This window comes from Streptomyces zhaozhouensis (genome assembly GCF_900230195.1).
Taxonomy (GTDB): domain Bacteria; phylum Actinomycetota; class Actinomycetes; order Streptomycetales; family Streptomycetaceae; genus Streptomyces; species Streptomyces zhaozhouensis.
The window spans coordinates 18,607-40,779 of the sequence record NZ_OCNE01000024.1; the positions used below are offsets into that span (position 1 = coordinate 18,607).

General features: G+C 73.8%; 21 protein-coding genes. 12 read left to right on the plus strand and 9 right to left on the minus strand.

The window, feature by feature from the left end; translation table 11 throughout:
• The first annotated feature begins 111 nt into the window (after positions 1 to 111).
• The 3 genes from CRP51_RS24925 (at position 112) to CRP51_RS24935 (ending at position 4,711) form a co-directional block, all read left to right on the plus strand.
• Positions 112 to 1,572, plus strand: a complete 1,461-nt coding sequence (locus CRP51_RS24925) for a dicarboxylate/amino acid:cation symporter (RefSeq protein ID WP_097233591.1) — start codon at positions 112 to 114, stop codon at positions 1,570 to 1,572.
• 299 nt (positions 1,573 to 1,871) lie between these two features.
• Positions 1,872 to 2,426: an ATP-binding protein gene (locus CRP51_RS24930; RefSeq protein WP_170970666.1), complete on the plus strand. Its 555-nt coding sequence runs from the start codon at positions 1,872 to 1,874 to the stop codon at positions 2,424 to 2,426.
• A 326-nt stretch (positions 2,427 to 2,752) separates the two neighbouring features.
• Positions 2,753 to 4,711: an AMP-dependent synthetase/ligase gene (locus CRP51_RS24935; RefSeq protein WP_245880793.1), complete on the plus strand. Its 1,959-nt coding sequence runs from the start codon at positions 2,753 to 2,755 to the stop codon at positions 4,709 to 4,711.
• Positions 4,712 to 4,858: 147 nt separating this feature from the next.
• Here the strand turns inward: CRP51_RS24935 and CRP51_RS24940 are convergent, their stop codons facing one another.
• Positions 4,859 to 5,062, minus strand: a complete 204-nt coding sequence (locus CRP51_RS24940; RefSeq protein WP_097233593.1) for a cold-shock protein — start codon at positions 5,060 to 5,062, stop codon at positions 4,859 to 4,861.
• 232 nt (positions 5,063 to 5,294) lie between these two features.
• On the opposite strand from CRP51_RS24940, the gene CRP51_RS24945 reads away from it, so the two are divergent.
• From CRP51_RS24945 to mqnC, 3 genes are all read left to right on the plus strand, one after another.
• Positions 5,295 to 6,146 (plus strand): menaquinone biosynthetic enzyme MqnA/MqnD family protein, encoded by an 852-nt coding sequence (locus CRP51_RS24945; protein ID WP_170970667.1) that lies wholly within the window; start codon positions 5,295 to 5,297, stop codon positions 6,144 to 6,146.
• Positions 6,146 to 7,696: a serine/threonine-protein kinase gene (locus CRP51_RS24950; RefSeq protein WP_097233594.1), complete on the plus strand. Its 1,551-nt coding sequence runs from the start codon at positions 6,146 to 6,148 to the stop codon at positions 7,694 to 7,696. The genes CRP51_RS24945 and CRP51_RS24950 overlap by 1 nt, the downstream gene beginning before the upstream one ends.
• A gap of 93 nt (positions 7,697 to 7,789) precedes the next feature.
• A complete protein-coding gene (mqnC, locus tag CRP51_RS24955; RefSeq protein WP_097233595.1) occupies positions 7,790 to 8,986 on the plus strand; it encodes a cyclic dehypoxanthinyl futalosine synthase in 1,197 nt (398 codons plus the stop codon).
• 219 nt (positions 8,987 to 9,205) lie between these two features.
• Here the strand turns inward: mqnC and CRP51_RS24960 are convergent, their stop codons facing one another.
• Entirely contained in the window at positions 9,206 to 9,694 is a 489-nt protein-coding gene (locus CRP51_RS24960) for a hypothetical protein (protein WP_097233596.1), read from the minus strand.
• Positions 9,695 to 9,895: 201 nt separating this feature from the next.
• Positions 9,896 to 10,471 (minus strand): TerD family protein, encoded by a 576-nt coding sequence (locus CRP51_RS24965; RefSeq protein ID WP_097233597.1) that lies wholly within the window; start codon positions 10,469 to 10,471, stop codon positions 9,896 to 9,898.
• Between the two features lie 191 nt (positions 10,472 to 10,662).
• Between CRP51_RS24965 and arfB the strand changes: the two genes are divergently transcribed.
• Positions 10,663 to 11,097, plus strand: coding sequence for an alternative ribosome rescue aminoacyl-tRNA hydrolase ArfB (gene arfB / locus CRP51_RS24970; protein WP_097233598.1), 435 nt, complete (start codon positions 10,663 to 10,665; stop codon positions 11,095 to 11,097).
• 19 nt (positions 11,098 to 11,116) lie between these two features.
• On the opposite strand, the gene CRP51_RS24975 is transcribed toward arfB, so the two are convergent.
• The gene (locus CRP51_RS24975) at positions 11,117 to 11,617 is read right to left on the minus strand and encodes a flavin reductase family protein (RefSeq protein WP_245880798.1); all 501 of its coding nucleotides are present in this window, start codon (positions 11,615 to 11,617) and stop codon (positions 11,117 to 11,119) included.
• Between the two features lie 309 nt (positions 11,618 to 11,926).
• Between CRP51_RS24975 and cdgB the strand changes: the two genes are divergently transcribed.
• A complete protein-coding gene (cdgB, locus tag CRP51_RS24980) occupies positions 11,927 to 13,561 on the plus strand; it encodes a diguanylate cyclase CdgB (RefSeq protein WP_097233600.1) in 1,635 nt (544 codons plus the stop codon).
• 253 nt (positions 13,562 to 13,814) lie between these two features.
• A complete protein-coding gene (locus CRP51_RS24985) occupies positions 13,815 to 14,714 on the plus strand; it encodes a carbohydrate-binding protein (RefSeq protein ID WP_097233601.1) in 900 nt (299 codons plus the stop codon).
• Here CRP51_RS24985 and CRP51_RS24990 read toward each other — a convergent pair.
• From CRP51_RS24990 to CRP51_RS25005, 4 genes are read right to left on the minus strand one after another with little or no spacing between them, the layout of a single operon-like run.
• Positions 14,695 to 15,609 (minus strand): class II fructose-bisphosphate aldolase, encoded by a 915-nt coding sequence (locus tag CRP51_RS24990; RefSeq protein WP_097233602.1) that lies wholly within the window; start codon positions 15,607 to 15,609, stop codon positions 14,695 to 14,697. The two genes, CRP51_RS24985 and CRP51_RS24990, sit on opposite strands and share 20 nt — an antisense overlap.
• Positions 15,606 to 16,835, minus strand: coding sequence for an N-acetylglucosamine-6-phosphate deacetylase (gene nagA, locus CRP51_RS24995; protein ID WP_212615986.1), 1,230 nt, complete (start codon positions 16,833 to 16,835; stop codon positions 15,606 to 15,608). Before nagA ends, CRP51_RS24990 begins: the two co-directional genes overlap by 4 nt.
• Positions 16,832 to 17,809: an ROK family protein gene (locus CRP51_RS25000; protein WP_245880794.1), complete on the minus strand. Its 978-nt coding sequence runs from the start codon at positions 17,807 to 17,809 to the stop codon at positions 16,832 to 16,834. Before CRP51_RS25000 ends, nagA begins: the two co-directional genes overlap by 4 nt.
• Before the next feature lie 42 nt (positions 17,810 to 17,851).
• Positions 17,852 to 18,781 carry an SIS domain-containing protein gene (locus tag CRP51_RS25005; protein WP_097233604.1) on the minus strand — a complete coding sequence of 310 codons (930 nt, stop codon included), beginning with the start codon at positions 18,779 to 18,781 and terminating at the stop codon, positions 17,852 to 17,854.
• A gap of 135 nt (positions 18,782 to 18,916) precedes the next feature.
• Between CRP51_RS25005 and CRP51_RS25010 the strand changes: the two genes are divergently transcribed.
• The 3 genes from CRP51_RS25010 (at position 18,917) to CRP51_RS25020 (ending at position 21,814) form a co-directional block, all read left to right on the plus strand.
• On the plus strand, positions 18,917 to 19,135 hold the full coding sequence (locus CRP51_RS25010) for a DUF3263 domain-containing protein (protein WP_097233645.1): 219 nt from the start codon (positions 18,917 to 18,919) through the stop codon (positions 19,133 to 19,135).
• Positions 19,136 to 19,145: 10 nt separating this feature from the next.
• Positions 19,146 to 19,985, plus strand: coding sequence for a trehalose-phosphatase (gene otsB, locus CRP51_RS25015; protein WP_097233605.1), 840 nt, complete (start codon positions 19,146 to 19,148; stop codon positions 19,983 to 19,985).
• Positions 19,986 to 20,164: 179 nt separating this feature from the next.
• Positions 20,165 to 21,814: a DNA repair helicase XPB gene (locus tag CRP51_RS25020; protein ID WP_097233606.1), complete on the plus strand. Its 1,650-nt coding sequence runs from the start codon at positions 20,165 to 20,167 to the stop codon at positions 21,812 to 21,814.
• A gap of 16 nt (positions 21,815 to 21,830) precedes the next feature.
• Here CRP51_RS25020 and CRP51_RS25025 read toward each other — a convergent pair whose 3' ends face one another.
• Entirely contained in the window at positions 21,831 to 22,010 is a 180-nt protein-coding gene (locus CRP51_RS25025) for a hypothetical protein (protein ID WP_097233607.1), read from the minus strand.
• Between the last annotated feature and the right edge of the window lie 163 nt (positions 22,011 to 22,173).

The following is a 22,173-nucleotide window of genomic DNA, read 5'->3' on the forward strand; positions in this document are numbered from 1 at the left end:
ATCGATCTCTGCCGCGTGCTGACCGCGGCCTGTCGCTGACACCTTCGTACCCCCGAGAGTTCGGCGCCCCCGGCGCGACCCCTGCCCGCCCCCGAAGGGGCGGCGGTCGCCATGTGCGCGGCCCCGTCCGGCCCCGATCGTCGTCCCGATCACCTCCCTCGTTCCCACCGGAGTGTTCCTGTGTCCTCCTCGTCCCCCGCGGAGCCGTCGGCCTCCGCGCCCCCCGCCGCGGCGCCCAGATCCCGCCGCATATCCCTGCCGCCGTTCTGGGCGCAGATCCTGGCCGGCCTCGTCCTGGGCGTGGTGCTCGGCTGGGTGGCCCGCGAGTGGTCCGTCGACTGGCTGAGCCGGACCCTCGACGAGGTCGGCGGCATCTTCGTGCAGTTGCTGCGGCTCGCCGTCGGCCCGCTGGTCTTCCTCGCCATCGCCGTCTCCATCACCAACCTGCGCCAGGTCTCCAACGCGGCCAGGCTCGCCGCGCAGACCCTGCTGTGGTTCCTGATCACCTCGCTGATCGCGGTCGCGATCGGCCTGACGATCGGGCTGCTGACCAACCCCGGTTCCGGCTCCAACCTCTCCGCCGCCGACGGGGTCGCGCCCGAGAGCAAGGGTTCCTGGCTGGACTTCCTGACGGGGATCGTCCCGACCGACGTGATCACCCCGTTCACCGAACTCAACGTCCTGCAGATCGTGTTCATGGCCGCCGCCGTCGGCGTGGCCGCGCTGAAGCTGGGCGAGCGTGCGGCGCCGCTGATCACGTTCGCCGAGACCTCGCTGGCGCTGCTCCAGAAGGTGCTGTGGTGGATCATCCGGCTGGCGCCGATCGGCACGGTCGGCCTGATCGGCCGGGCCATCGACCAGTACGGCTGGGACCTGCTGGGGGACTACGCGACGTTCACCGTCGACGTCTACGTCGGCTCGCTGCTGGTGCTCTTCGGCGTCTACCCGCTGCTGCTGTGGTCCGTCGCCAAGGTCAACCCGCTGCGCTTCTTCCGCGGCGCGTGGCCGGCGATCCAGCTGGCGTTCGTCTCGCGCTCCTCGGTCGGCACGCTGCCGGTCACCCAGAAGGTCACCGAGCGCCTGGGCGTGCCGAGGGAGTACACCTCCTTCGCCGTGCCGTTCGGCGCCACCACCAAGATGGACGGCTGCGCCGCGATCTACCCGGCGCTGGCGGCGATCTTCGTGGCGGAGATCTTCGGCGTGAGCCTGGGCGCACAGGACTACCTGCTGATCGCCTTCGTCTCCGTCATCGGCTCGGCGGCCACCGCGGGCCTCACCGGCGCGACGGTGATGACCACGCTGACGCTCTCCACCCTCGGGCTGCCCCTGGAGGGCGTGGGTCTGCTGCTGGCCATCGACCCGATCCTGGACATGGTCCGCACCGCGACCAACGTCGCGGGGCAGGCGACCGTGCCGGTCATCGTGGCCGCCAGGGAGGGCATCCTCGACCGGGACGCCTACGACAGGGCGACCAGCTTCGAGATCAACGACATCGACCGCGACGAGGAGCCCGCCCCGGCCGACGACCGGCCGTCGGGCGCGCCCCCACGGGCGCGTGAGGCGACCGTCTGACGACGTCCGCCCCCCACGCGCCCCCTCGGCCCCGGCCGGCACGGATCACGTGCCGGCCGGGGCCGTTTCGCCCTGCCGGCGCGGGGGGTGCGCGCGACGCGCCCGGGGGGAGCACGGTCCGTGAGCCCATGCCCCACGTGAACCCCCCTCATGTGTGTGTGAACCCCCTTGTGCTCGTTCCCTCAAGGGGTCTGTCGCCTCTTGACTGGTTGATAACCGAACTGGTTTCGACGGGCGCCCGCCGCCCGGAACGTCATCGAGCCGGCCGATCGAGGGGGGAGACCATGTCGTCGCCGGAGATGAGAAGCACACCGCGCCTGGTGGCGCCGCCCGCGCCCCGTGAGCCCGTGGTGCTGTCCAGCGCGTACCGTTTCCGTTCGATCACCCTGGTGGCCGACTACCGCGACACCCCGGCCGCCGCCCGGCACACCGCGCGCCATGTGCTGGGGGAGTGGGGGCTGTCCGAGCTCGCCGACGACGTGGAGCTGTGCGTCTCCGAGCTGGTGGGCAACGCGATCCACCACGCCGCGCCCGACGGTCGTCGGGTGCAGCTCGCCGGTGAGCGGCGGGTGGTGGTGGCGTTCCGCTACTGGCCGCGTTCGCTCTTCGTGGAGGTCTCGGACGAGGACTCCACGCCGCCCACCCTGCCCGCCGGCGACCGGCTCGACCCGTCGCCGGGACCGGACGACACGCTGCTCGCCGAGGGCGGCAGGGGGCTGTTCATCGTGCAGAGCCTCGCCGACGCCACCTGGTGGGCGCCGATCGACCAGGGGGGCAAGAGTGTGTTCTGTCGTTTCGATCTCGCGGAGACTCAGGGGAGAGGGGATGACCGCCGGGCCACGAACGGAGGCTGAGATTCCGCCAGGAACGCGCCGTGAGGTGCTTCCCGAAAGTGTCGTGAAATGGTCCCCGGGGTCGGCCGGACCCAGAGACGGCACACCCGCCGGAGCGGCTCGACGGCGGGAGTGCCGTATGTCAGGAACTCTGACGTGAGCACGCCCCCACCCGCAAGAGGAGGCGCGTCGTCCGGGATGTGACACCCATCGCACCGACAGGAGTTGACATTCGGTGGCAGGAACCGGTCGAACCGGCACAGCAGCCGTGGTGGAACGGTGAAAGCCCCGGTCAGCGCCGAACGGGGCGCGGCAGAATGCAGCCACTCCGCCTTTACCCCAGGGCGGTGATCGGGAGGACCGCGATGCCGCACGCCCCGCTGGAGACCACAGCGACCCACCGACTGACGCCACGGCTGCACCGGGAGGAGGGGCGGGTGGTCGCCGTGGCCACCCCGCCCCCCGGGCCCTCCCCCGGGCACGGCACCCTGGCCGACATCCCGTATGTGAACGCGCTCGCCGCGCCGGAGCTGCCGGTTCTCAGCCGTCGGCAGGCGGACGGGAGTTGGCGTGATGTCAGCGCGGCCGCGTTCGCCGAGGAGGTGACGGCGCTCGCCAAGGGGCTGACCGCGCACGGGCTGCGCCCTGGCGACCGACTGGCTGTCATGTCCAGGACTCGCTACGAGTGGACGCTGCTGGACTTCGCCGCCTGGGCGGCCGGCCTGGTCACCGTGCCGATCTACCCCGAGTCCTCGGCGGAACAGCTCAGTTGGATGCTGCGCGACTCCGGGGCCAGGGCGTGCGTGGTCGAGACGGCGGAGGAGGCCCGCAGGCTGAGCGCCGTCCGCCAGGAGCTGTCGGGGGTGGCGCACGTCTGGCAGCTCACCGCGCTGGGCGCGGGGCAGGGCGGGGTGCTGGGCCAGATCACGGCGGCCGGGCGCGGGGCGCCGGACCGGACCGTCGCCGAGAACCGGCAGCACCTCACCCCCGGCCACGCCGCGACGCTCGTCTACACCTCGGGCACCACCGGGATGATCCGGGGCTGCGTGCTCACCCACGCCAATCTGCTGGCCGAACTCGACGGCGCCATCGAGCTGTTCGGCCCGGTGTTCGCCCCCGAGGCGGACGACCCCGAGCAGGGCCCGCCGAGCACGCTGCTGTTCCTCCCGATGGCCCATGTGCTGGGCCGTGTGGTCTCGTTGGCCTGTGTGCGGGCCCGGGTGCGGCTGGGGCACGCGTCGGGGCTCGCCGCCGCCGAGCTGTCGGCGGACCTCGCCTCGTTCCGGCCGACCTTCCTCTTCGCCGTTCCCCAGCTGCTGGAGAAGGTCTTCAACGCCGCCCGCGCCAGCGCCGAGACGGCGGGGCGCGGCAGCGCCTTCGACCGCGCCGCGCGGATAGCCAGGCGGCTGGGGGCCTCGGGGGAGACCGAGGCGGAGGCCCGGCCCGGCGTGGGGCTGAGGGCCGCGCGTTCGCTCTACGAGCCGCTGGTCTACCGCAGGATCAGGGAGCGGCTCGGCGGCCGGCTGCGGCACGTGATCTGCGGGGGAGCGCCGCTGGGGAGCCGGCTCGCCACCTTCTACGAGGGCATCGGGGTCGCCGTCCACGAGGGCTACGGGCTCACCGAGACCTCGGCGGCCGTCACCGTGAACTCTCCGGGCGCCCGCCGCCTCGGCACCGTCGGCCGGCCGCTGCCGGGCGCGGCCGTGCGCGTCGCCAGGAACGGCGAGGTACTGGTGCGCGGCGCGCAGGTCTTCGCCGGCTACTGGGACGGCGAACGGGGGCGGGTGGTGCCGGGAACCGACGCCGAGGGCTGGTTCGCGACGGGGGACCTGGGCTCCCTGGACGAGGACGGCTTTCTCACGATCATCGGACGGCAGAGGGACCTGATCATCACCGCGCGGGGCAGGACGGTGGCCCCCGAGCCGGTCGAGGAGGCGCTGCGCGCCCACGCGCTGGTCGGCCACTGCCTGGTGGTCGGCGACCAGCTCCCCCATCTCGCCGCCCTGATCACCCTCGACCCCGACGGGCTGGCGCACTGGCGCACCCTCCGCGAACGGGGCAGGACGCCGGTCTCCCGGCTGGTCGAGGACCCCGAACTCCTCGCCGACATCGGCAAGGCGATCACCACGGCCGAACGGGTGCTCCCCGAAGGCGAGTCCATTCGACGATTCCGGGTCCTCCCCCAGGAGTTCACCGTGGAAGGGGGACAGCTGACCCCGTCGCTCAAGATTCGCCGGGCCGCCGTTCTCCACGAGTACGCCGACGTTCTGGAGGAGCTGTACGCCCCGGACGGCGCGGAGCGCTAACCGGCCCGGCGGCGGAGGCCGACGGAGGATTTCCCCCGGACGGGAAATCCTCCGGGGAACCTCACGCGCGGCCCGTGGCGCACAACAAAAGAAGCCCCTGCCAGCCGACAGGGGCTTCTCTGGTTGTCACGCCGAAAAACTGGCGTTTCAGACCACGCTGACGTTCTCAGCCTGGGGACCCTTCGGACCCTGGGTGACATCGAAGGTCACGGTCTGGCTCTCCTCAAGAGAACGGAAACCGGTGGCGTTGATAGCGGAGTAGTGAACGAAGACATCAGGGCCGCCGCCATCCTGGGCGATGAAACCAAAGCCCTTCTCGGCGTTGAACCACTTGACGGTTCCGGTAGCCATAAGCCCTCCCTGGGCCTAAAAGGGTCGCCCTGCTCCAGAACCTGCATGAAGCCTGAAAACGACGAAAGCCCGCGGTCACATGCTCCGCAGGCTCGTACTGCAAGGGAAACCAAACTGCAACTCGCCGCGAGCCTAGCACGGGGTGTGCACGCTCGGAAGAGCAGAGATCACCCGTGAGGTGGACCTGTCCCTGAACGTTGGCTCGCACGACCTCAGGCGTACCCTCCCTAAGGTGACTACACACCACCCAAGTCGCCCCTGTGTCGGACACATCCAGTTCCTCAACTGCCTCCCCCTCTACTGGGGACTCGCCCGGACGGGAAGCCTGCTGGACCTGGAGCTGGCGAAGGACACCCCGGAGCGCTTGGGTGAGCGGCTGGTGGCCGGGGAGCTGGACATGGGGCCCGTCTCCCTCATGGACTTCTTCCGCCACTCGGACGAGCTGGTGCCGCTCGCCGACATCGCCGTCGGCTGCGACGGGCCCGTGATGTCCTGCGTGATCGTCTCCCAGGTGCCGCTCGACCGGCTGGACGGCGCCCGGGTCGCGCTCGGCTCCACCTCGCGCACCTCGGTGCGGCTGGCCAGGCTGCTGCTGTCGGAGGCGTACGGCGTCACGCCCGACTACTACACCTGCCCGCCCGACCTCGGGCTGATGATGCGGGAGGCCGACGCCGGCGTGCTGATCGGCGACGCCGCGCTGCGCGCCTCGCTGCACGACGCGCCCCGGCTCGGTCTCGAGGTGCACGACCTGGGCGAGATGTGGCACGCCTGGACCGGCCTGCCGTTCGTCTTCGCCGTCTGGTGCGTGCGGCGCGGCTATCTGGCCGACCATCCGGAGACGGTCCGCGAGGTGCACCGCGCCTTCCTGGCCTCCCGCGACCTCTCCCTGACCGAGGTGGCCAAGGTCGCCGAGCAGGCCGCGCGCTGGGAGGACTTCGACGCCGAGGTGCTGGAACGCTACTTCACCACCCTGGACTTCCGGCTGGGCGAACGGCAGTTGGCCGGGATGGCCGAGTTCGGCCGGCGCGTCGGAAGAGACCGCGACCTCGACGTGGAGCTGCTGCCGGCGCCGGAGCCGCGCTGATGGACCCGCTGACCGCCGACGACCCCCGGTCGGTCGGCTCCTACCGGCTGCTGGGCCGGCTGGGGCGCGGCGGGATGGGCCGGGTCTATCTGGGGCGCAGCGCCGGCGGGCGCACCGTCGCGGTCAAGCTGGTGCACCCGCACATCGCCGACCAGGGGCGCTTCCGGACGCGGTTCGCCCGCGAGGTCGCGGCCGCCCGGCTGGTCGGCGGCGACTGGACCGCGCCCGTGCTGGACGCCGACCCGGAGGCCGAGGTGCCCTGGGTCGCCACCGGCTATGTCGCCGGGCCCGACCTGGAGCACGCGGTGGCCGCGCACGGCGCCCTCCCGCCGCGCACGGTGCGCGCGCTGGGCGCCGGGCTGGCCGAGGGGCTCGCGGCGGTGCACGGGCGCGGCCTGGTCCACCGCGACGTGAAGCCGTCCAACGTGCTGCTGGCGCTGGACGGGCCGCGGCTGATCGACTTCGGTATCGCCAGGGCGACCGACGCCGGCGCCACCACGCGGCTGACCACCACCGGCGTCTCGGTCGGCTCGCCCGGCTACATGTCGCCGGAGCAGGCGACGGGCGACGACCTCGGGCCGCCGACCGACGTGTTCTCGTTCGGCGCGGTGCTGGCGTTCGCCGCCGGCGGGCACCCGCCGTTCCCCGGTACCGGGGTGGCGCAGCTGCTGTACCGGGTGGTCCACGAGCCGCCCGTGCTCGACGGTGTGCCGGACGAGCTGCGCCCGCTGGTCGCCGCCTGCCTGGCGAAGCGGCCGGCGGACCGGCCCGCGCCGGCCGAGGTCGCCGCCGACCTGGCGGGGCGGGCACCGGCCGCGACCCTGCTCGGCCCCGGCTGGCTGCCGCAGCCGCTGGTGGAGGAGGTCAGCCGGCGCGCGGTGCGGCTGCTCGACCTGGACGCGGGCGAGGACCGCGACGCGGGCGGCGAGCGCGCCCCCGCCCGCGCGCCCGACCCGAGGCTGGCGATGGCCGCCCCGACCGCGCCGCAGCAGCCCACCCAGGACGCGGAGACGCACGGTGCCCCGCCGTCCTCGCCTTCGCCCTCGCCTCCCCCCTCGGCGGCGCCCCCGGCGCGGCCCCGCCGCCGGCGCCTCATGGCCGGCGTGGCGGTCGCGGCGGTCGCGGCGCTGGCCCTGGCGGGCGGTGGCGCGCTGTGGCTGCTGGGCGACGACGAGGAGCGGGCCGACGACCGGGCCGTCCCCGAGCGCTACCTCGGCGTCTGGGAGGGCGACGTCCGCGCGGGCGGTCTGCCGCTGGGCACCATCCTGGTCGAGGTCTCCGAAGGACGGGTCGGCGAGGAGGTCGGCACCGCCACCTCGAGCGACGCGATCGGCCTGAACAGCTGCGTGGACCGGCTGACCCTCACCGAGGTCGCCGAGGACGAGCTGACCCTGGAGGCCGAACTGGACCCGCACCGTTCCACGTTGGCCTCCACCTGCGTGCCCGACCCCTATGTCTTCGTGCTGCGGCCCGGCGGTGAGGAGCTGATGGAGTTCCACGGCTACGCCGAGGGCAACGAGAACGAGGGCACGCTCACCCGGGAGTCATGACCCGGTCCCCGCACAGGGGCTTCGGGGCCCGTCGCAGGCCGCTGACGTAGGCTGAAGCGGTTGGAGGCCACCGGAACCGTCGAAGGGAACGTGATGGGCGCCGCCGAGTTCACCAGCGTGCTGGACCGGGCCGCCGAGGGCGGGCGGATCACCCCCGAGGAGGCGCTGGACCTCTACCGTTCCGCGCCGCTGCACGCCTTGGGGCGCGCGGCGGACGCTGTGCGCCGCCGGCGCTACGCGGGCGTGGAGCACATCGCGACGTACATCATCGAGCGGAACATCAACTACACCAACGCCTGCGTCACCGCCTGCAAGTTCTGCGCGTTCTACGCCCCGCCCAAGAGCGACAGGGTCTGGACGCGGGACCTCGACGACATCCTGCGGCGCTGCGCCGAGACGGTGGAACTGGGCGGCACCCAGATCATGTTCCAGGGCGGGCACCACCCGGACTACGGAGTGGAGTACTACGAACGCCACTTCTCCGCGATCAAGGAGGCGTTCCCCGAGCTGGTGATCCACTCGCTCGGCGCCTCCGAGGTGGCGCACATGGCCCGGATCTCCGGCGTGGGCGTCGAGGAGGCCATTCGCCGCATCCACGCCGCCGGGCTCGACTCGTTCGCCGGCGCCGGCGCCGAGCTGCTGCCCGCCCGGCCGCGCAACGCCATCGCCCCGCTGAAGGAGTCGGGCGAGGAGTGGCTGTCGATCATGGAGACCGCCCACCGGCTGGGCGTCGAGTCGACCTGCACGATGCTGATGGGCACGGGCGAGACCAACGCCGAGCGGATCGAGCACCTGCGGATGGTGCGGGACGTGCAGGACCGCACGGGCGGCTTCCGGGCGTTCATCCCCTACACCTACCAGCCGGAGAACAACCATCTGCGCGGCCAGACCCAGGCGACGCTCTTCGAGTACCTGCGGCTGATCGCGGTGGCGCGGCTCTTCCTGGACAACGTGGCGCACATCCAGGGCTCCTGGCTGACCACCGGCAAGGAGGTCGGCCAACTCTCGCTGCACTACGGGGCGGACGACCTCGGCTCGGTGATGCTGGAGGAGAACGTGGTCTCCTCGGCGGGCGCGAGGCACCGCTCGAACCGGATGGAGCTGATCCGGCTGATCCGCGACGCGGGCCGGGTGCCGGCGCAGCGGGCGACGACGTACGAGCACCTGGTGGTGCACGAGGACCCGGCCCGGGACCCGGTGGACGACCGGGTGGTCTCCCACCTGTCCTCCACCGCGATCGACGGCGGCACGGCCCACCCGGAGCTGCGGCTGGTGGACGCGGAGTCGTAGGTCGCCTCGCCGCGACGACGGTCCCCGGCCGGATGGGGCGGGCTGTCGTCCCCGCCCCGGTGTCCGGTTGTCCGCGCGGTGCCCCGCGCCCCTGTTCAGCCGGTGGGCGGCTTGGGGACGCGGGGAACCGCGCGAATGCTGGGTGGCGGGCCGCAGTCGGCTACTCACGTGCGTGGCTTGGGCGGGGTGTCGTCCCCGCCCCCGGGAGGGGCTCTCCCGTCAGGGGGCCGTCGTGAGGAGTTCGCCCAGCGCCTCGTGGAAGGCGCGGGCGCTCGCGGCGTCGGCGGGATTGTCGAAGCCCAGCAGCGGGAGGTTCACCTCCGCGGCCGAGATCGTGTCGTCCTGGCTGGCGTTCCAGCGGACGATCTCCGCCAGCGCGCGGGAGGCGGCGTAGCCGGCCGGGCTGATCCGGCGGTAGTCGGGGTGGATGCGGGCCACCCGGTCCTCGCCGAGCACCATCGGGCGGGTCGGCGGCACCACCAGGTACTTGGGCCAGTCGTCCTCGTGCGTGTTCTCGATGATCTGCGCGCGGTCCCAACGCGGGCGCCCGCCCAGCCGGGGGAAGGCGTGGACCCCGGACACCACCATCGCGTCCACCGGGACCGGCGAACGCGGTCCCAGGTGGATGATCACCCCGGGGGCGTCGACGCGTGCCCGTCGCCAGGTGTCGAGCGTCGCCGCCTTCCGTGAGGTGATGACGATCTGCATGGGGCCATACCCTTCAGTACGGCGTGGGGGAAGGCAAGTCCCCATGCCGTGCGGGCACAAGGCGTCGGTGGCGTTCATGCCGCGTGCCCGGGGCGGCAGTTGGAATCGCGACCCTGAGTGAGGTTCCCGCCAGAACGACGGCGGCCCCCGGACGGGTCGAACCGTCCGGGGGCCGCCTCAGGCATCAGCCTCGGGGATACCTCAGATGTTGACGCCGAAGTCCTGGGCGATGCCGGCCAGGCCGGAGGCGTAGCCCTGGCCGACGGCGCGGAACTTCCAGTCGGCGCCGCTGCGGTACAGCTCACCGAAGACCATGGCGGTCTCGGTGGAGGCGTCCTCGGTCAGGTCGTAACGAGCCAGCTCGTTGTCGTCGGCCTGGTTGATCACCCGGATGAACGCGTTCCGCACCTGGCCGAAGTTCTGGCCGCGGTTGTCGGCGTCGTGGATCGAGACCGGGAAGACGATCTTGTCGACCTCCGGCGGCAGGCCCGCCAGGCCGACCTTGATCTGCTCGTCGTCGCCCTCGCCCTCACCGGTGAGGTTGTCACCGGTGTGCTGGATGGTGCCGTCGGGGGTGGCGAGGTTGTTGTAGAAGATGAAGTGCTGGTCCGAGACGATCTTGCCGGAGCTGTCCACCGCGAGGGCGCTGGCGTCCAGGTCGAAGTCGGTACCGGTGGTGGTGCGGACGTCCCAGCCCAGGCCGACGGTGACCGCGGTCAGTCCTGGAGCCTCCTTGCTCAGCGAGACGTTGCCGCCCTTGGACAGGCTCACACCCATGGAGAAATCCCCTTAGTCCGGATCGTTCTGGTCTTCTTTGCGAAGACGTTACTCTCACTGACCTCAACGATGTCAGCCGAGGCCAGGTTCCACGGCGGGGGCGCGGAAAACTCAGGGAAAAGTGCGGGTTTCCCGCCCCGGGGCGGGAAACCGTGGTGCGCGTCGGCGGCGGAGGCGGGACCATGGCACACATGTCCGGTTCCTATCCCATCCGCGGCGCGGTCCACGTGCCCGAGTCGGAGCTGCGCTGGCGGTTCTCGCGTTCCTCGGGGCCGGGCGGCCAGCACGTCAACACCTCCGACACCCAGGCCGAGTTGCGCTTCGACCTGGCCGCCACCACGGCCCTGCCCGGGGTGTGGAAGGAGCGCGCCCTGGAGCGGCTCTCCGGCCGGCTGACCGAGGGCGGGGTGCTGGTGGTCCGCGCCAGCGAGCACCGTTCGCAGTGGCGCAACCGGGAGGCGGCGGCCCGGCGGCTGGCCGACCTGCTGGCCGAGGCCACCGCGCCGCCGGCCAGGCCGCGCCGCCCGAAGAAGAAGCCGCGCTCGCTGGTGGAGCGGCGGCTGCGGGAGAAGCGTCACCGTTCCGAGGTGAAGAAGGGGCGCTCGGGTCGCGCGGGTTGGGACTGAGCGCTACCGCTCGTCCCGCTCAGCCCAGCCGCCGGTAGTCCCCCCGGTAGTACAGCAGCGGCCCGCCCGCCTCGGGGGCGAGGGCGGTGCGCAGCACCCGTCCGATGACCAGCGTGTGGTCACCCGCCTCGACCCGGCTCTCCGTCTCGCACTCCAGCGCCGCGAGCGCGCCCTCGACGAGCGGCGCCCCGGACAACTCGCCGAGCGTGTGCGGCACCTCGCGGAAGAGCAGCCGGTCGCTGAGGCGCCCGCGCATCGCGAACCGGCCGGCCAGCGGGCGCTGTTCGGCGCCGAGCAGGGAGGCGGCCCACCGGTCGCGCTGCTCCAGGATCTCGTCCATCCGCGAGCCGCCGCGGACGCTGACCAGCACCAGCGGCGGGTCCAGGGAGACGGAGAGAAACGCCGTGGCCGTCATCCCGGCCGGCGCGCCCCTCGGGCCGTCGTCCTCGTCGTGCGCCGTGACCAGCACCACGGCGCCCGCCAGCCGGGCCATCGCGCTTCGGAACTCCTCCTCGCCCACCCCCTCGGGGCGTGCCGGGGGAACGGATTCGGCCGAGCCGGGAGAGCCGGCGGCCGGGGCCGAGGGGGCTGCGTGAGCTGGTCTCGCTGGTTGGGACACAACGGCACGCTAGCCGCCCGCGAGAGGGAAACGCATCGGGCCACGGAACCAGGGCTTTGTCCCGACTCGTCCTACAACCCGCGATCGACCCTGTCCGCACTGTGACATGGGCCACAGTAGGCTACTAATCGCTGACCCTGTGTACCTAGTGAACAGCTCCCTGTGATTCAGTGGCCTCTATATCTGCACGTGCATTCACCCGGGGGAGTGATGGAAACGGAGACGGAGCCCTATGTGCGCCTCGCTTCGCTGCGGGAGTTGCACCAGGTCGTCGCCCAGCTCAACACGGCCCGCAGCATGGCGGACACCCTCCAGACCGTCGCCGACGGCAGCGTGAACGCGCTCGGCTTCGAGCTGGCCTCGGTCAACGTCGTCAGACCCGACGGTGACCTGCTCGTGGCCGCCGTCGCCGGCGCCGACCAGGTGGAGGTCGACAAGGCCGAGGCCGCCATCGCCGGCCGCACCGGCTCCCGCGCCTCCTGGGAGCGCCGGCTGGCCATGGGGGAGCGCTGGGGAGAGCTGCGTTTCATCCCCTACACCGAGGGCTGGGTCCTCGACCACGACGACGTCCCCCAGTGGCACACCACCGGCCCGGCGCCCCGTTTCCCCGACGAGTGGCACCCGATGGACCGGCTCTTCGCGCCGATGTACGCCTCGGACGGCGAGCTGCTGGCCGTCCTGGAGGTCGACAAGCCGCGCAACGGCCGCCGCCCCGGCCCCTGGGGCTGCGAGGCCCTCCAGCTCTACGCCTCGCAGGCCGCCATCGCCATCAGCAACGCCAGGCTGCGCGGCAACATGCAGCGCGCGCTCGTCCGCCTGGAACGCGAGCAGGAGGCGCTGCGCGCCAGCGAGGAGAGCTTCCGGCAGGCGTTCGAGTACGCGCCCAGCGGGATGGCCATCGCCGAGGTCGGCGGCGACAGCGACGGGCGGCTGCTGCGGGTCAACGACGCGCTCTGCCGGCTGCTCGGCCGCACCGTCGCCGTGCTGCGCCGCTACAGCTTCGCCGACCTGGTCCACCCCGAGGACATGGGCACGCTGCTGCGCACCGCCAACGACGGCGGCCGGGCCGAGCTGCGACTGGCCCGCAAGGACGGCAGCTACCTCTGGGTCAGCCTGCGGAACTCGGTGGTCGCCGACCCGGCGGCCGGGCCGCAGGTGCAGCTGACCCACGTCGAGGACATCGAGGAACGCAAGCGCCACGAGCTGGCGCTCGCGCACCGCGCCAGCCACGACGCGCTCACCGGCCTGCCCAACAGCGCGGAGCTGCGCGCCCGCCTCGGCTCCCGGATCTGCGCCAACCCGCCGGAGTCCCGCCGCCCCTACCCGGCGCCCACGCAGGAGGCGCTGGGCGCCGCGGCGTTCGACGCGTTCGGGACCGGCGTCCACCGGCCGCACGCGTTCGACCACCACGAGCACGTGCTCCAGCCGGACGCCCCCGGGGGCGACGGCAAGGGGCTGGCGGTGCTCTTCTGCGACCTGGACGGCTTCAAGGCGATCAACGACAGGTTCGGGCACGTGTGCGGCGACGCGGTGCTGGTCGAGGTCGCGCGCCGGCTGGAGCAGGGCGTGCGGGACAACGACACGGTGGCGCGGCTCGGCGGCGACGAGTTCGTGGTCCTCGCGGAGGGGCTCGGCCCGCGCGACGCCGCCGACCTGGCGGTGCGGCTGCGCAACGCGATCGTGCCGGCGATCCGGGTGGAGGGGCGCTCGGTGCGGGTGGGCGGCAGCTTCGGCATCGGCTGGGCGGCGTGCGGGATGACGACGGAGGAGATCCTGGAGTCGGCCGACCAGCGGATGTACGTCGAGAAGCGGTCCCGCGCGCAGGGGCGCCGCCGGGCGGGGTGACCTCCGGTCCGGCAGCGGCTCGACCATGGTCCGGTGCCGGCAAGGCGGGTGGTCGTCCTCGGCTCGGTGTGGGGTCGCTCGCGCCGTTCCCCGCGCCCCTTGTGGGGGTCGGCGTTCGCGGTCGGGCGCACCCCGTGGGGCCGGTGTGGCGCAGGCAAGGCGGGTTGGCTCGGGGGGTCCCCCGAACGGGGTAGGCTCGCGCCCAGACACATGGGGTGGGACATGTGGTACCGCAACGAAGGAGCGGCAGTCGATGAGCGCGGGGAACAGCGGCCAGGGCACGCCCGACGGGGGCGACGACCCCTTCGGGTACCTCTATCGCCCGGAGGCCGGCCAGGCTCCGCCGCCGTCGACGCCTCGGCAGCCCTCGTACAACCAGGTGCGCCCGGTGGGGGAGCGCACGTTCGGCGGGCAGCAGGGCTACCGGCAGCAGCACTCCCCGGACGCCAGGTACGCGGCCCCCGAGACCCAGCCGGGCGGCGGTGACGGCTACGGCGGTCCGCCGTCCGACCGGCGCAGGGGACAGCAGGACAACCGCCGCAACGGCCTGCTGATCGGCGCTATCGCCGTCGTGCTGGCCGTGGTCGTCGGCGTGGGCGCCGCCATCTTCTTCAGCAGCGGGGGCGACGACGACGAGGCCGGCGGCGGGGAGACCCAGGAGCCGACCGGCGGCCCGGACGACGGCGAGGGCGACACCGGCGAGGAGGAGGAGCCCCCGGAGGAGCCGGAGCCCGACGGCCTGCCGGTCGCGGACGTGACCCAGCTGCCGCTGGGCGGCAACGCCGCGCTGGAGGCGAACTTCGAGGGCGCCAGGTCCGAATCCGGCTCCTACATCGCACTCATGGACCGCCAGGGCTCCTCGATCACCTGGACGTTCGACTTCCAGGGCGATCCGGGCGCCTACCGGCTCTATGTCGGCTACTCGGTGGTCAGCGACGATCAGACCATGGCCTTCTCGGTCAATGGCACGCCCCGCGAGGACCCGGTCAAGCTCAAGGACTGGAACGAGAACAGCGACGACTGGGAAGACAGCTGGGTCAGCACCTACAACCTGGTCGAGGTCACCGAGGGCGAGAACACGATCCAGCTGACCTGCCCGGACTCCTGCGACGTGGCGATCGACCAGATCTACCTCAGCGAGGACGCGGGCTGATCCCGTCCGCCGGCAGGGCGCGCGCCGACGGGACGGCCGGCGCGGCGCCGTGCAGCACCGCGAGCAGCCGCGCCACCGTCTCGGTCATCGCCGTTCGCCCGTCGGCCAGATAGCGTCGCGGGTCGACCAGACCCGGTTCGTCGACGAGCCGTTGGCGCACCGCTCCGGTCAGTGCCACGTTCAGCGCGGTGCCGACGTTGATCTTCGTCATCCCGGACCGCACCGCCGCCCGCAACTCCTCGTCCGGGACGCCGGACGAGCCGTGCAGCACCAGCGGAACCCCGACCGCCGCTCGCAGCTCGGCGATCAGCGGCTGGTCGAGGGCGGCCTCCCGGACGGTCATGGCGTGGCTGCTGCCCACCGCGACCGCCAGCGCGGCCACCCCCGTCGCCGCGACGAACTCCGCCGCCTCCCCGGGATCGGTGCGCACTCCCGGGGTGTGCGCGTCCCCCGGCTTGCCGCCGATCCGGCCCAGCTCGGCCTCCACCGCCAGCCCGTGCTCCCGCCCGAAGGCGACGGCGGCGGCGGTGGCCGCCACGTTCTCCTCCGCCGGCAGCGCCGAACCGTCGAACATCACCGAGCCGAAGCCGGCCTCGGGCGCCTCCCGCAGCAGCCGCCGCCCCAGCGGGCCGTCGTCGAGATGGTCCAGGTGCAGCGCCAGCGGCACCGGCGCCGCGTGCGCCAGCGCGGTCAACGCGGCGGCCAGCGGCGCCAGTTCGCCGCCGTGGTGCGCCACCGCGTTCTGCGACAGCTGGAGCACCGCCGGCACGCCGGCGCGCGCGGCACCGGCGGCGACCGCCTGGGCGTGCTCCAGGGTGATCACGTTGAACGCGCCCAGCGCGCGCCCGTCCGCGCGCGCCTCCGCGAGCAGCGGCCCCAGCGTGGCGGAGGTCACGGGCGCACCAGCCACTCGCCGCGGCGCAGCACGCCCTCCACCCGGAAGGCGTCGTCCAGCACCACCAGGTCGGCGTGCTTGCCGACCTCGATCGACCCCACCCGGTCGTCGACGCCCAACAGCCGCGCCGGCGTCGTCGACAGCGCCCGCACCGCGTCCACCACCGACAGCCCGTCGAGCGTCACCGACCGGCGCAGCGCGCGGTCCAGCGTCAGCGTGGAGCCGGCGATCGCGCCGGTGCCGGGCGGCGTCCGCTCGTCGGCGATCCGCGCCACCCCGTCGACCACCTCGACGCGCAGCGGCCCCAACGGATAGCTGCCGTCGCCCATGCCGGCCGCGCCCATCGCGTCGGTGATCAACGCGACCCGGTCCGCGCCGGCCGAGCGGAACGCCAGCGACAGCACGGAGGGATGCAGATGCGTCCCGTCGTTGATCAGCTCGACGGCCACCCGCTCGTCCTCCAGCAGCGCGGCGATCGGCCCCGGCACGCGGTGCGCCAGCGGCGGCATGGCGTTGAAGAGGTGCGTGGCGACGCTGGCACCCGCGTCGATCGCGCGCCGGGTCACCTCGTAGCTGGCGTCCGTGTGCCCGACGGCGGCCCGCACCCCCAGGTCGGCCAGCAGCCGCACCGAGGCGAGGCCGCCGGGCCGCTCGGGCGCGAGGGTCACCATCCGGGCGGTGCCCCTGGCCGCGTCGACCAGCTTGCGGACGTCCGCCGGGTCGGGGTCGCGCAGCAGCGTCGGGTCGTGGGCGCCGCAGCGGTTCTCCGCGATGAACGGGCCCTCGAAGTGCAGCCCCGCCAGCTCGCCCTGCTCCACCAGCTCGCTGAGCACCCCGGCCTGCGCCGCCAGGTCGTCCAGCGCGCCGGTCACCGTGGAGGCCACCATCGTGGTGGTGCCGTGCGCCCGGTGGGTCGCGACCACTCGCAGCGCCTCCTCGGCGCTCCCCGCGGAGAACGAGGCACCGCCGCCGCCGTGCACATGGAGGTCGACGAAGCCCGGCACCAGCCAGCGCCCCCCGAGGTCGACCACGGCGGTCGACTCGGGGTCGCGCGAGGCGCCGTCCACGATCAGCCCGTTCTCGACCGCGACCGCGCCGCCGTCCACCACGCCGCCGGGCGTCACCACCCGGGCGCCGGTGAGCCGGGTGCGCGCCGCGCGGCCGGTGGGGACGGCGAACGCGGCCGGCTCCGAGGCGGGTCGGGCTGCGTGGGGGGTCGCGGTCACGGGGAAACCTCCGGAATCGGGGGGAGTTGGCTGTGGTCCCAGGCGAGCAGGCCGGCGCCGAGGCAGCCGGCGGACTCCCCGAGCGCGGCGGGGACCACCGCGGGAAGCCGTTGGAAGGTGGCCTTCGCGGCCAGCGCCGAGCGCAGCGGGTCGAGCAGCGTCTCGCCGGCCTCGGCGAGCCCGCCGCCGACGATCACCACCTCGGGGTCGAGCAGGTTGACCACGACCAGCAGGCCGTCGGCGAGCGCGTCCACGGCGTCCCGCCACACCCCGTTGGCGCGGGCGTCGCCGGTCCGCACGGCGCGGGCCGCGTCGGCGGCGCTGGCGCCGGCCGCGCCCGAGGACTCGGCCCAGGCCCGGCCGACGGCCGAGGCGGAGGCCACCGTCTCCAGACAGCCGTACTGCCCGCAGCCGCAGCGCGGGCCGCCGGGGCGCACGACCACGTGCCCGATCTCGCCCGCGCCCCCGTGCGCCCCCGGCTCCATCCGGTCGCCGACGCCGATGGCCCCGGCGATCCCGGTGCCGAGCGCCACGAAGAAGAACCGGCCGACGCCGGCCCCCGCGCCCAGCCGCCCCTCGGCCAGCCCCCCGGTCCGCACGTCGTGCCCGAGCGCCACCGGGACGCCGCCCGCCCCCTGGGCGGCCAGCCGCTCGCTCAGCAGCGCGGCGAGCGGCACGTCGCGCCAGCCCAGGTTGGCGCTGTAGACGGCGACGCCGGCGGCCTCGTCGACGACGCCGGGCACGGCGAGCCCGACCCCGGCCGGCGGCCCGCCCCGGCGGGCCAGGCCCTCGGCGGCCAACTCGGCGACCAGGTCCAGGATGCCGGCGACCACCGCCCGGGGCCCCTCGGTCGCGGTGTCCCGACGCACGCGCAGAAACGGTTCGTTGTCGGGACCGGTCAACGCGGCCTTGATCGTGGTGCCCCCGACATCGAGGGCGATCACGTAGTTCGCTTGGTGCTCCTGGAGACTCACACGCGCCAGTCTCGCCCCGAAACCACCAAGAGGTCTAGTCCACTACCGCAAGATCACCGAACGAGTGAGCCCGCGCGGCCGATCCGGATCCAGCCCCCGTGCCCCCGCGACGGCCACCGCGAGCCGCTGCGCGACCACCAGCGAGGCCAACGGATCCCCCGGCGCGGGGCCCCACAGCGTGGCGCCCGCGGACCGCACCCGCTCCGCCACGCCCTCGGGCGCCGGCGTGAACAACCACACCACGCGCCCGGCGCCCGCGATGGCGATCGGCCCGTGCCGGTACTCCATCGACGGGTACGCCTCCGTCCAACCCCCGGCCGCCTCCCGCATCTTGAGCGCCGCCTCCTGCGCGAGGCCGTAGGCCCAGCCGGCGCCGAGGAACGTCCACTGCCCCGCGGCCAGCGCCGCGTCCGGCAGCGGGCTCGCCAGCGCCGCCTCCGCGTCCGCGACCGAGGCCGCGGCGGGCCCCTCGCCCACCGTGGTCAGCCCGGCCCGCAGAAACGTCAACGCGGTCGTCGCGAACACCGTCTGCACCACGGAGCGTTCGTCCGCCCAGTCCAGCACCGCCGCCCGGTCGGCGGCGCGCCCCACCGGCGTCTCGCCGTCGGCGGTCAGCGCCAGCAGCGGCGTCCGGGGGTGGCGGGCGCGCAGCGCGACCAGCAGGTCGGCCACCTCCGTCGTGGTGCCGGAGCGCGAGATGGCCACCACCCGGTCGTACGCCCGGTGCACGGGGAACTCGGAGGCCGCGAACGCGTCCGTCTCGCCCTCACCCGCCGCCTCCCGCAGCGCCGCGTAGGCGAGCGCGACGAACCACGAGGTGCCGCAGCCGGTCACCGCGACGCGCTCCCCGGGGCGTGGCAGCGCGTCCGCGAGCGCGCCCTCGCGGGCGGCGCGCGCCTCCGCTATCGCGCGCCGCCAGGCGGCGGGTTGGGCCGCGATCTCGGACGAGGTCAGGCTGCCGGCGACCGTCATGGGGTCTCCTGTCGTGGACGGGGCTTTGGGGCCATTGTCGGTGGCCCTGGTTAACATGCCCAGGTGAGTGGGGAATCGACGGAAGTCCCGGAACCGGCGGGCCAGTCACCGCCGGCCGAGCCGGCCTCCGCCGGCCTGGGGGAGCGCGACCGGGCCGTGCTCGCCCTGGAGCGGCGCTCCTGGCCGGGCCCCGGCGCCAAGGAGCGGGCGATACGCGAGCGGCTCGGGATCTCGCCGACCCGCTACTACCAGCTGTTGAACGCCCTGTTGGACGACCCGGCCGCGCTCGCGCACGACCCCGTCACGGTCAACCGACTGCGACGCCGTCGTGACGCCAGGCGAGCCCGTCGGTAGGCTCCCCGTCATGGGCAGCCTCCCCTCTCGCCTCCCCGAACCCACCACGCGAGCCGGACGCGCCGGCCTCGCCGCGCTGTTGGACCGGCCGTCGGGGGCGTTGATCGCCCTCGACTTCGACGGCACCGTCGCCCCCATCGTCGACGACCCCGAGCGCGCCAGGGCCCACCCGGACGCGGTGCCCGCGCTGGCCAGGCTCGCCGGCCGGGTCGCCCTCGTCGCGGTCGTCACCGGCCGTCCGGCCGAAGTCGCCGTCCGTCTCGGCGGGTTCGCCGACCATCCCGAGCTGAGCGGCCTCGTCGTGCTGGGCGCGTACGGCGCGGAGCGCTGGGACGCGGCGACGGGGCGGCTGCGCACGCCGCCGCCGCACCCCGGCGTCGCCGCCGCGCGCGCCGAGCTGCCCGAGCTGGTCGGCCCGAGCGGGGCGTTCGTCGAGGACAAGGGCAACGCGCTGGCCGTCCATACGCGGCGGGCCGCCGACCCGACCGGCGCGTTCGAGGCGCTGCGTGAGCCGCTGACGCGGCTGGCCGAGCGGCACGAGCTGCGGGTGGAGCCGGGACGGCTGGTGCTGGAGCTGCGTCCCGACGGCATGGACAAGGGCGCGGCGCTGACCGCGCTGGTCGCCGAGGTCGGCGCGACGTCGGTGCTCTACGGGGGCGACGACCTCGGCGACCTTCCCGCGTTCGCCGCGGTGGCGGAGCTGGCGGCCGGCGGGGTCCCCGGGCTGCGGGTGTGCAGCGGCAGCGCGGAGGTGACGGCCCTCGCCGAGGCGACCGACCTGACGGTCGACGGCCCGGCGGGGCTGGCGGCCTTTCTGACGCGTCTGGCGGACGCGATGCCGCGGGGGTGACGCGCGTGCGCGGCGCGGGTGCGCTGTCGGCCGTGCCCCGGTGTCTGGTCGCTCGCGCGGTTCCCGGGGCCCTTCCCCGGGCCCTTCCCCGCCGGTGGGCGGCTTCCCGTTCCCGCCCGTCGCCGACAGGTGTTTCACTGGACAGCTGACGTCCTCGGTTGGCTGGTCGGAGGTAACGGGTGTCCTGCTTGATCGTGCAGAGCGACAAGACGCTGCTGCTGGAGGTGGACCACGAGCAGGCCGAGGCCTGCCGTCGCGCCATCGCGCCGTTCGCCGAGCTGGAGCGCGCCCCCGAGCACATCCACACCTACCGGGTCACCCCCCTCGGCCTGTGGAACGCGCGGGCCGCCGGGCACGACGCGGAGCAGGTCGTCGACGCCCTGATGCGGTACTCGCGCTACCCGGTGCCGCAGGCGCTGCTGGTCGACATCGCCGAGACGATGGCGCGCTACGGCCGGCTCTCACTGGTCAAGCACCCCGCCCACGGACTGGTACTGACCACCACCGACCGCCCGGTCCTCACCGAGGTGCTGCGTTCCAAGCGCGTCCAGCCGCTGGTCGGCGCGCGGGTCGACGAGGACACGGTGGTGGTCCACCCGTCCGAGCGCGGCCAGATCAAGCAGCAGCTGCTGCGGCTCGGCTGGCCGGCCGAGGACCTGGCCGGGTACGTGGACGGCGAGGCGCACCCGATCGAGCTGGTGGAGGACGGCTGGTCGCTGCGCCCCTACCAGCAGCAGGCCGTCGACGGCTTCTGGCACGGCGGTTCCGGCGTGGTGGTGCTGCCCTGCGGCGCCGGCAAGACGCTGGTCGGCGCGGGTGCCATGGCCACCGCCAAGTCCACGACACTGATCCTGGTCACCAACACCGTCTCCGCCCGCCAGTGGAAGGCCGAGCTGGTGCGCCGCACCTCGCTCACCGAGGAGGAGATCGGCGAGTACAGCGGCACCCGCAAGGAGATCCGCCCGGTGACCATCGCGACCTACCAGGTCCTGACCACCCGGCGGAAGGGCGTCTACCCGCATCTGGAGCTGTTCGACTCGCGCGACTGGGGGCTGATCGTCTACGACGAGGTGCACCTGCTGCCCGCGCCGGTCTTCAAGTTCACCGCCGACCTCCAGGCCCGTCGGCGCCTCGGGCTGACCGCGACGCTGGTGCGCGAGGACGGCCGCGAGTCGGACGTCTTCTCGCTGATCGGCCCCAAGCGCTTCGACGCGCCCTGGCGCGAGATCGAGGCGCAGGGCTACATCGCGCCGGCCGACTGCGTCGAGGTCCGGGTGGACCTCAGCGAGTCGGAGCGGATCGCGTACGCCATGGCCGAGCCGGAGGAGCGTTACCGGTTCTGCGCCACCACCGACGCCAAGCGGCGCGTCACCCGGGCGCTGGTGCGGGAGCACTCCACCGAGCAGACGCTGGTGATCGGCCAGTACATCGACCAGCTCGACGAGCTGGGCGAGGAGCTGAACGCCCCGGTCATCAAGGGCGAGACCAGCAACGCCAAGCGCGAGGAGCTGTTCCAGGCGTTTCGCACCGGCGAGGTGCGGGTGCTGGTGGTCTCGAAGGTGGCCAACTTCTCGGTCGACCTGCCGGAGGCCACCGTCGCCATCCAGGTCTCCGGCACCTTCGGCTCCCGCCAGGAGGAGGCCCAGCGGCTCGGCCGGGTGCTGCGCCCCAAGGCCGACGGGCACGAGGCCCGCTTCTACTCGGTGGTCGCGAGGGACACCATCGACCAGGAGTTCGCGGCCCACCGCCAGCGGTTCCTCGCCGAGCAGGGGTACGCCTACCGGATCGTGGACGCCGCCGACCTGCCGTCCGACGACCAGCCGGTGTAGCACCGGCCGGCGGGCGTCACGCCGGGCGGCGGACCCCGGCCTCGTTGGGCAGGCCGTCGCGGCCCATGATCACCACGTCGAAGGCCGCGGCGCCGAAGACCCGCACCGCCTGGAGCGTGCGCGCGAGGAGGCCGCCCGTCGTCGCCCCGCCGGTCGTGGGGGCGCTGCCGATCCGTTCGTTCGTCGTCTCGTTCATGTGACCAAGCCTCGCCCGCCGGGGCGGTCGCCGGCATCGGCCTCGGGGGCGACCGCTCCCCCCAGCTGACCCGGCCGCCGTTCCCGGTGAACCCTCAGGGTCCCTCAGGGTTCGACCCCGAGGCGCGCGGCCCGGGACGGCGACGAAAACGACTTGCGCGCCG

Coding starts and splice junctions, on each gene's coding strand:
- CRP51_RS25005 (WP_097233604.1), bottom strand. CDS start 18,781: ATGACGGTCGCCGGCAGCCTGACCTCGTCCGAGATCGCGGCCCAACCC.
- cdgB (WP_097233600.1), top strand. CDS start 11,927: ATGGAAACGGAGACGGAGCCCTATGTGCGCCTCGCTTCGCTGCGGGAG.
- CRP51_RS24930 (WP_170970666.1), top strand. CDS start 1,872: ATGAGAAGCACACCGCGCCTGGTGGCGCCGCCCGCGCCCCGTGAGCCC.
- CRP51_RS24925 (WP_097233591.1), top strand. CDS start 112: ATGTGCGCGGCCCCGTCCGGCCCCGATCGTCGTCCCGATCACCTCCCT.
- CRP51_RS25025 (WP_097233607.1), bottom strand. CDS start 22,010: ATGAACGAGACGACGAACGAACGGATCGGCAGCGCCCCCACGACCGGC.
- CRP51_RS24985 (WP_097233601.1), top strand. CDS start 13,815: ATGAGCGCGGGGAACAGCGGCCAGGGCACGCCCGACGGGGGCGACGAC.
- CRP51_RS24960 (WP_097233596.1), bottom strand. CDS start 9,694: ATGCAGATCGTCATCACCTCACGGAAGGCGGCGACGCTCGACACCTGG.
- CRP51_RS24965 (WP_097233597.1), bottom strand. CDS start 10,471: ATGGGTGTGAGCCTGTCCAAGGGCGGCAACGTCTCGCTGAGCAAGGAG.
- arfB (WP_097233598.1), top strand. CDS start 10,663: ATGTCCGGTTCCTATCCCATCCGCGGCGCGGTCCACGTGCCCGAGTCG.
- CRP51_RS24940 (WP_097233593.1), bottom strand. CDS start 5,062: ATGGCTACCGGAACCGTCAAGTGGTTCAACGCCGAGAAGGGCTTTGGT.
- CRP51_RS24950 (WP_097233594.1), top strand. CDS start 6,146: ATGGACCCGCTGACCGCCGACGACCCCCGGTCGGTCGGCTCCTACCGG.
- mqnC (WP_097233595.1), top strand. CDS start 7,790: ATGGGCGCCGCCGAGTTCACCAGCGTGCTGGACCGGGCCGCCGAGGGC.
- otsB (WP_097233605.1), top strand. CDS start 19,146: ATGGGCAGCCTCCCCTCTCGCCTCCCCGAACCCACCACGCGAGCCGGA.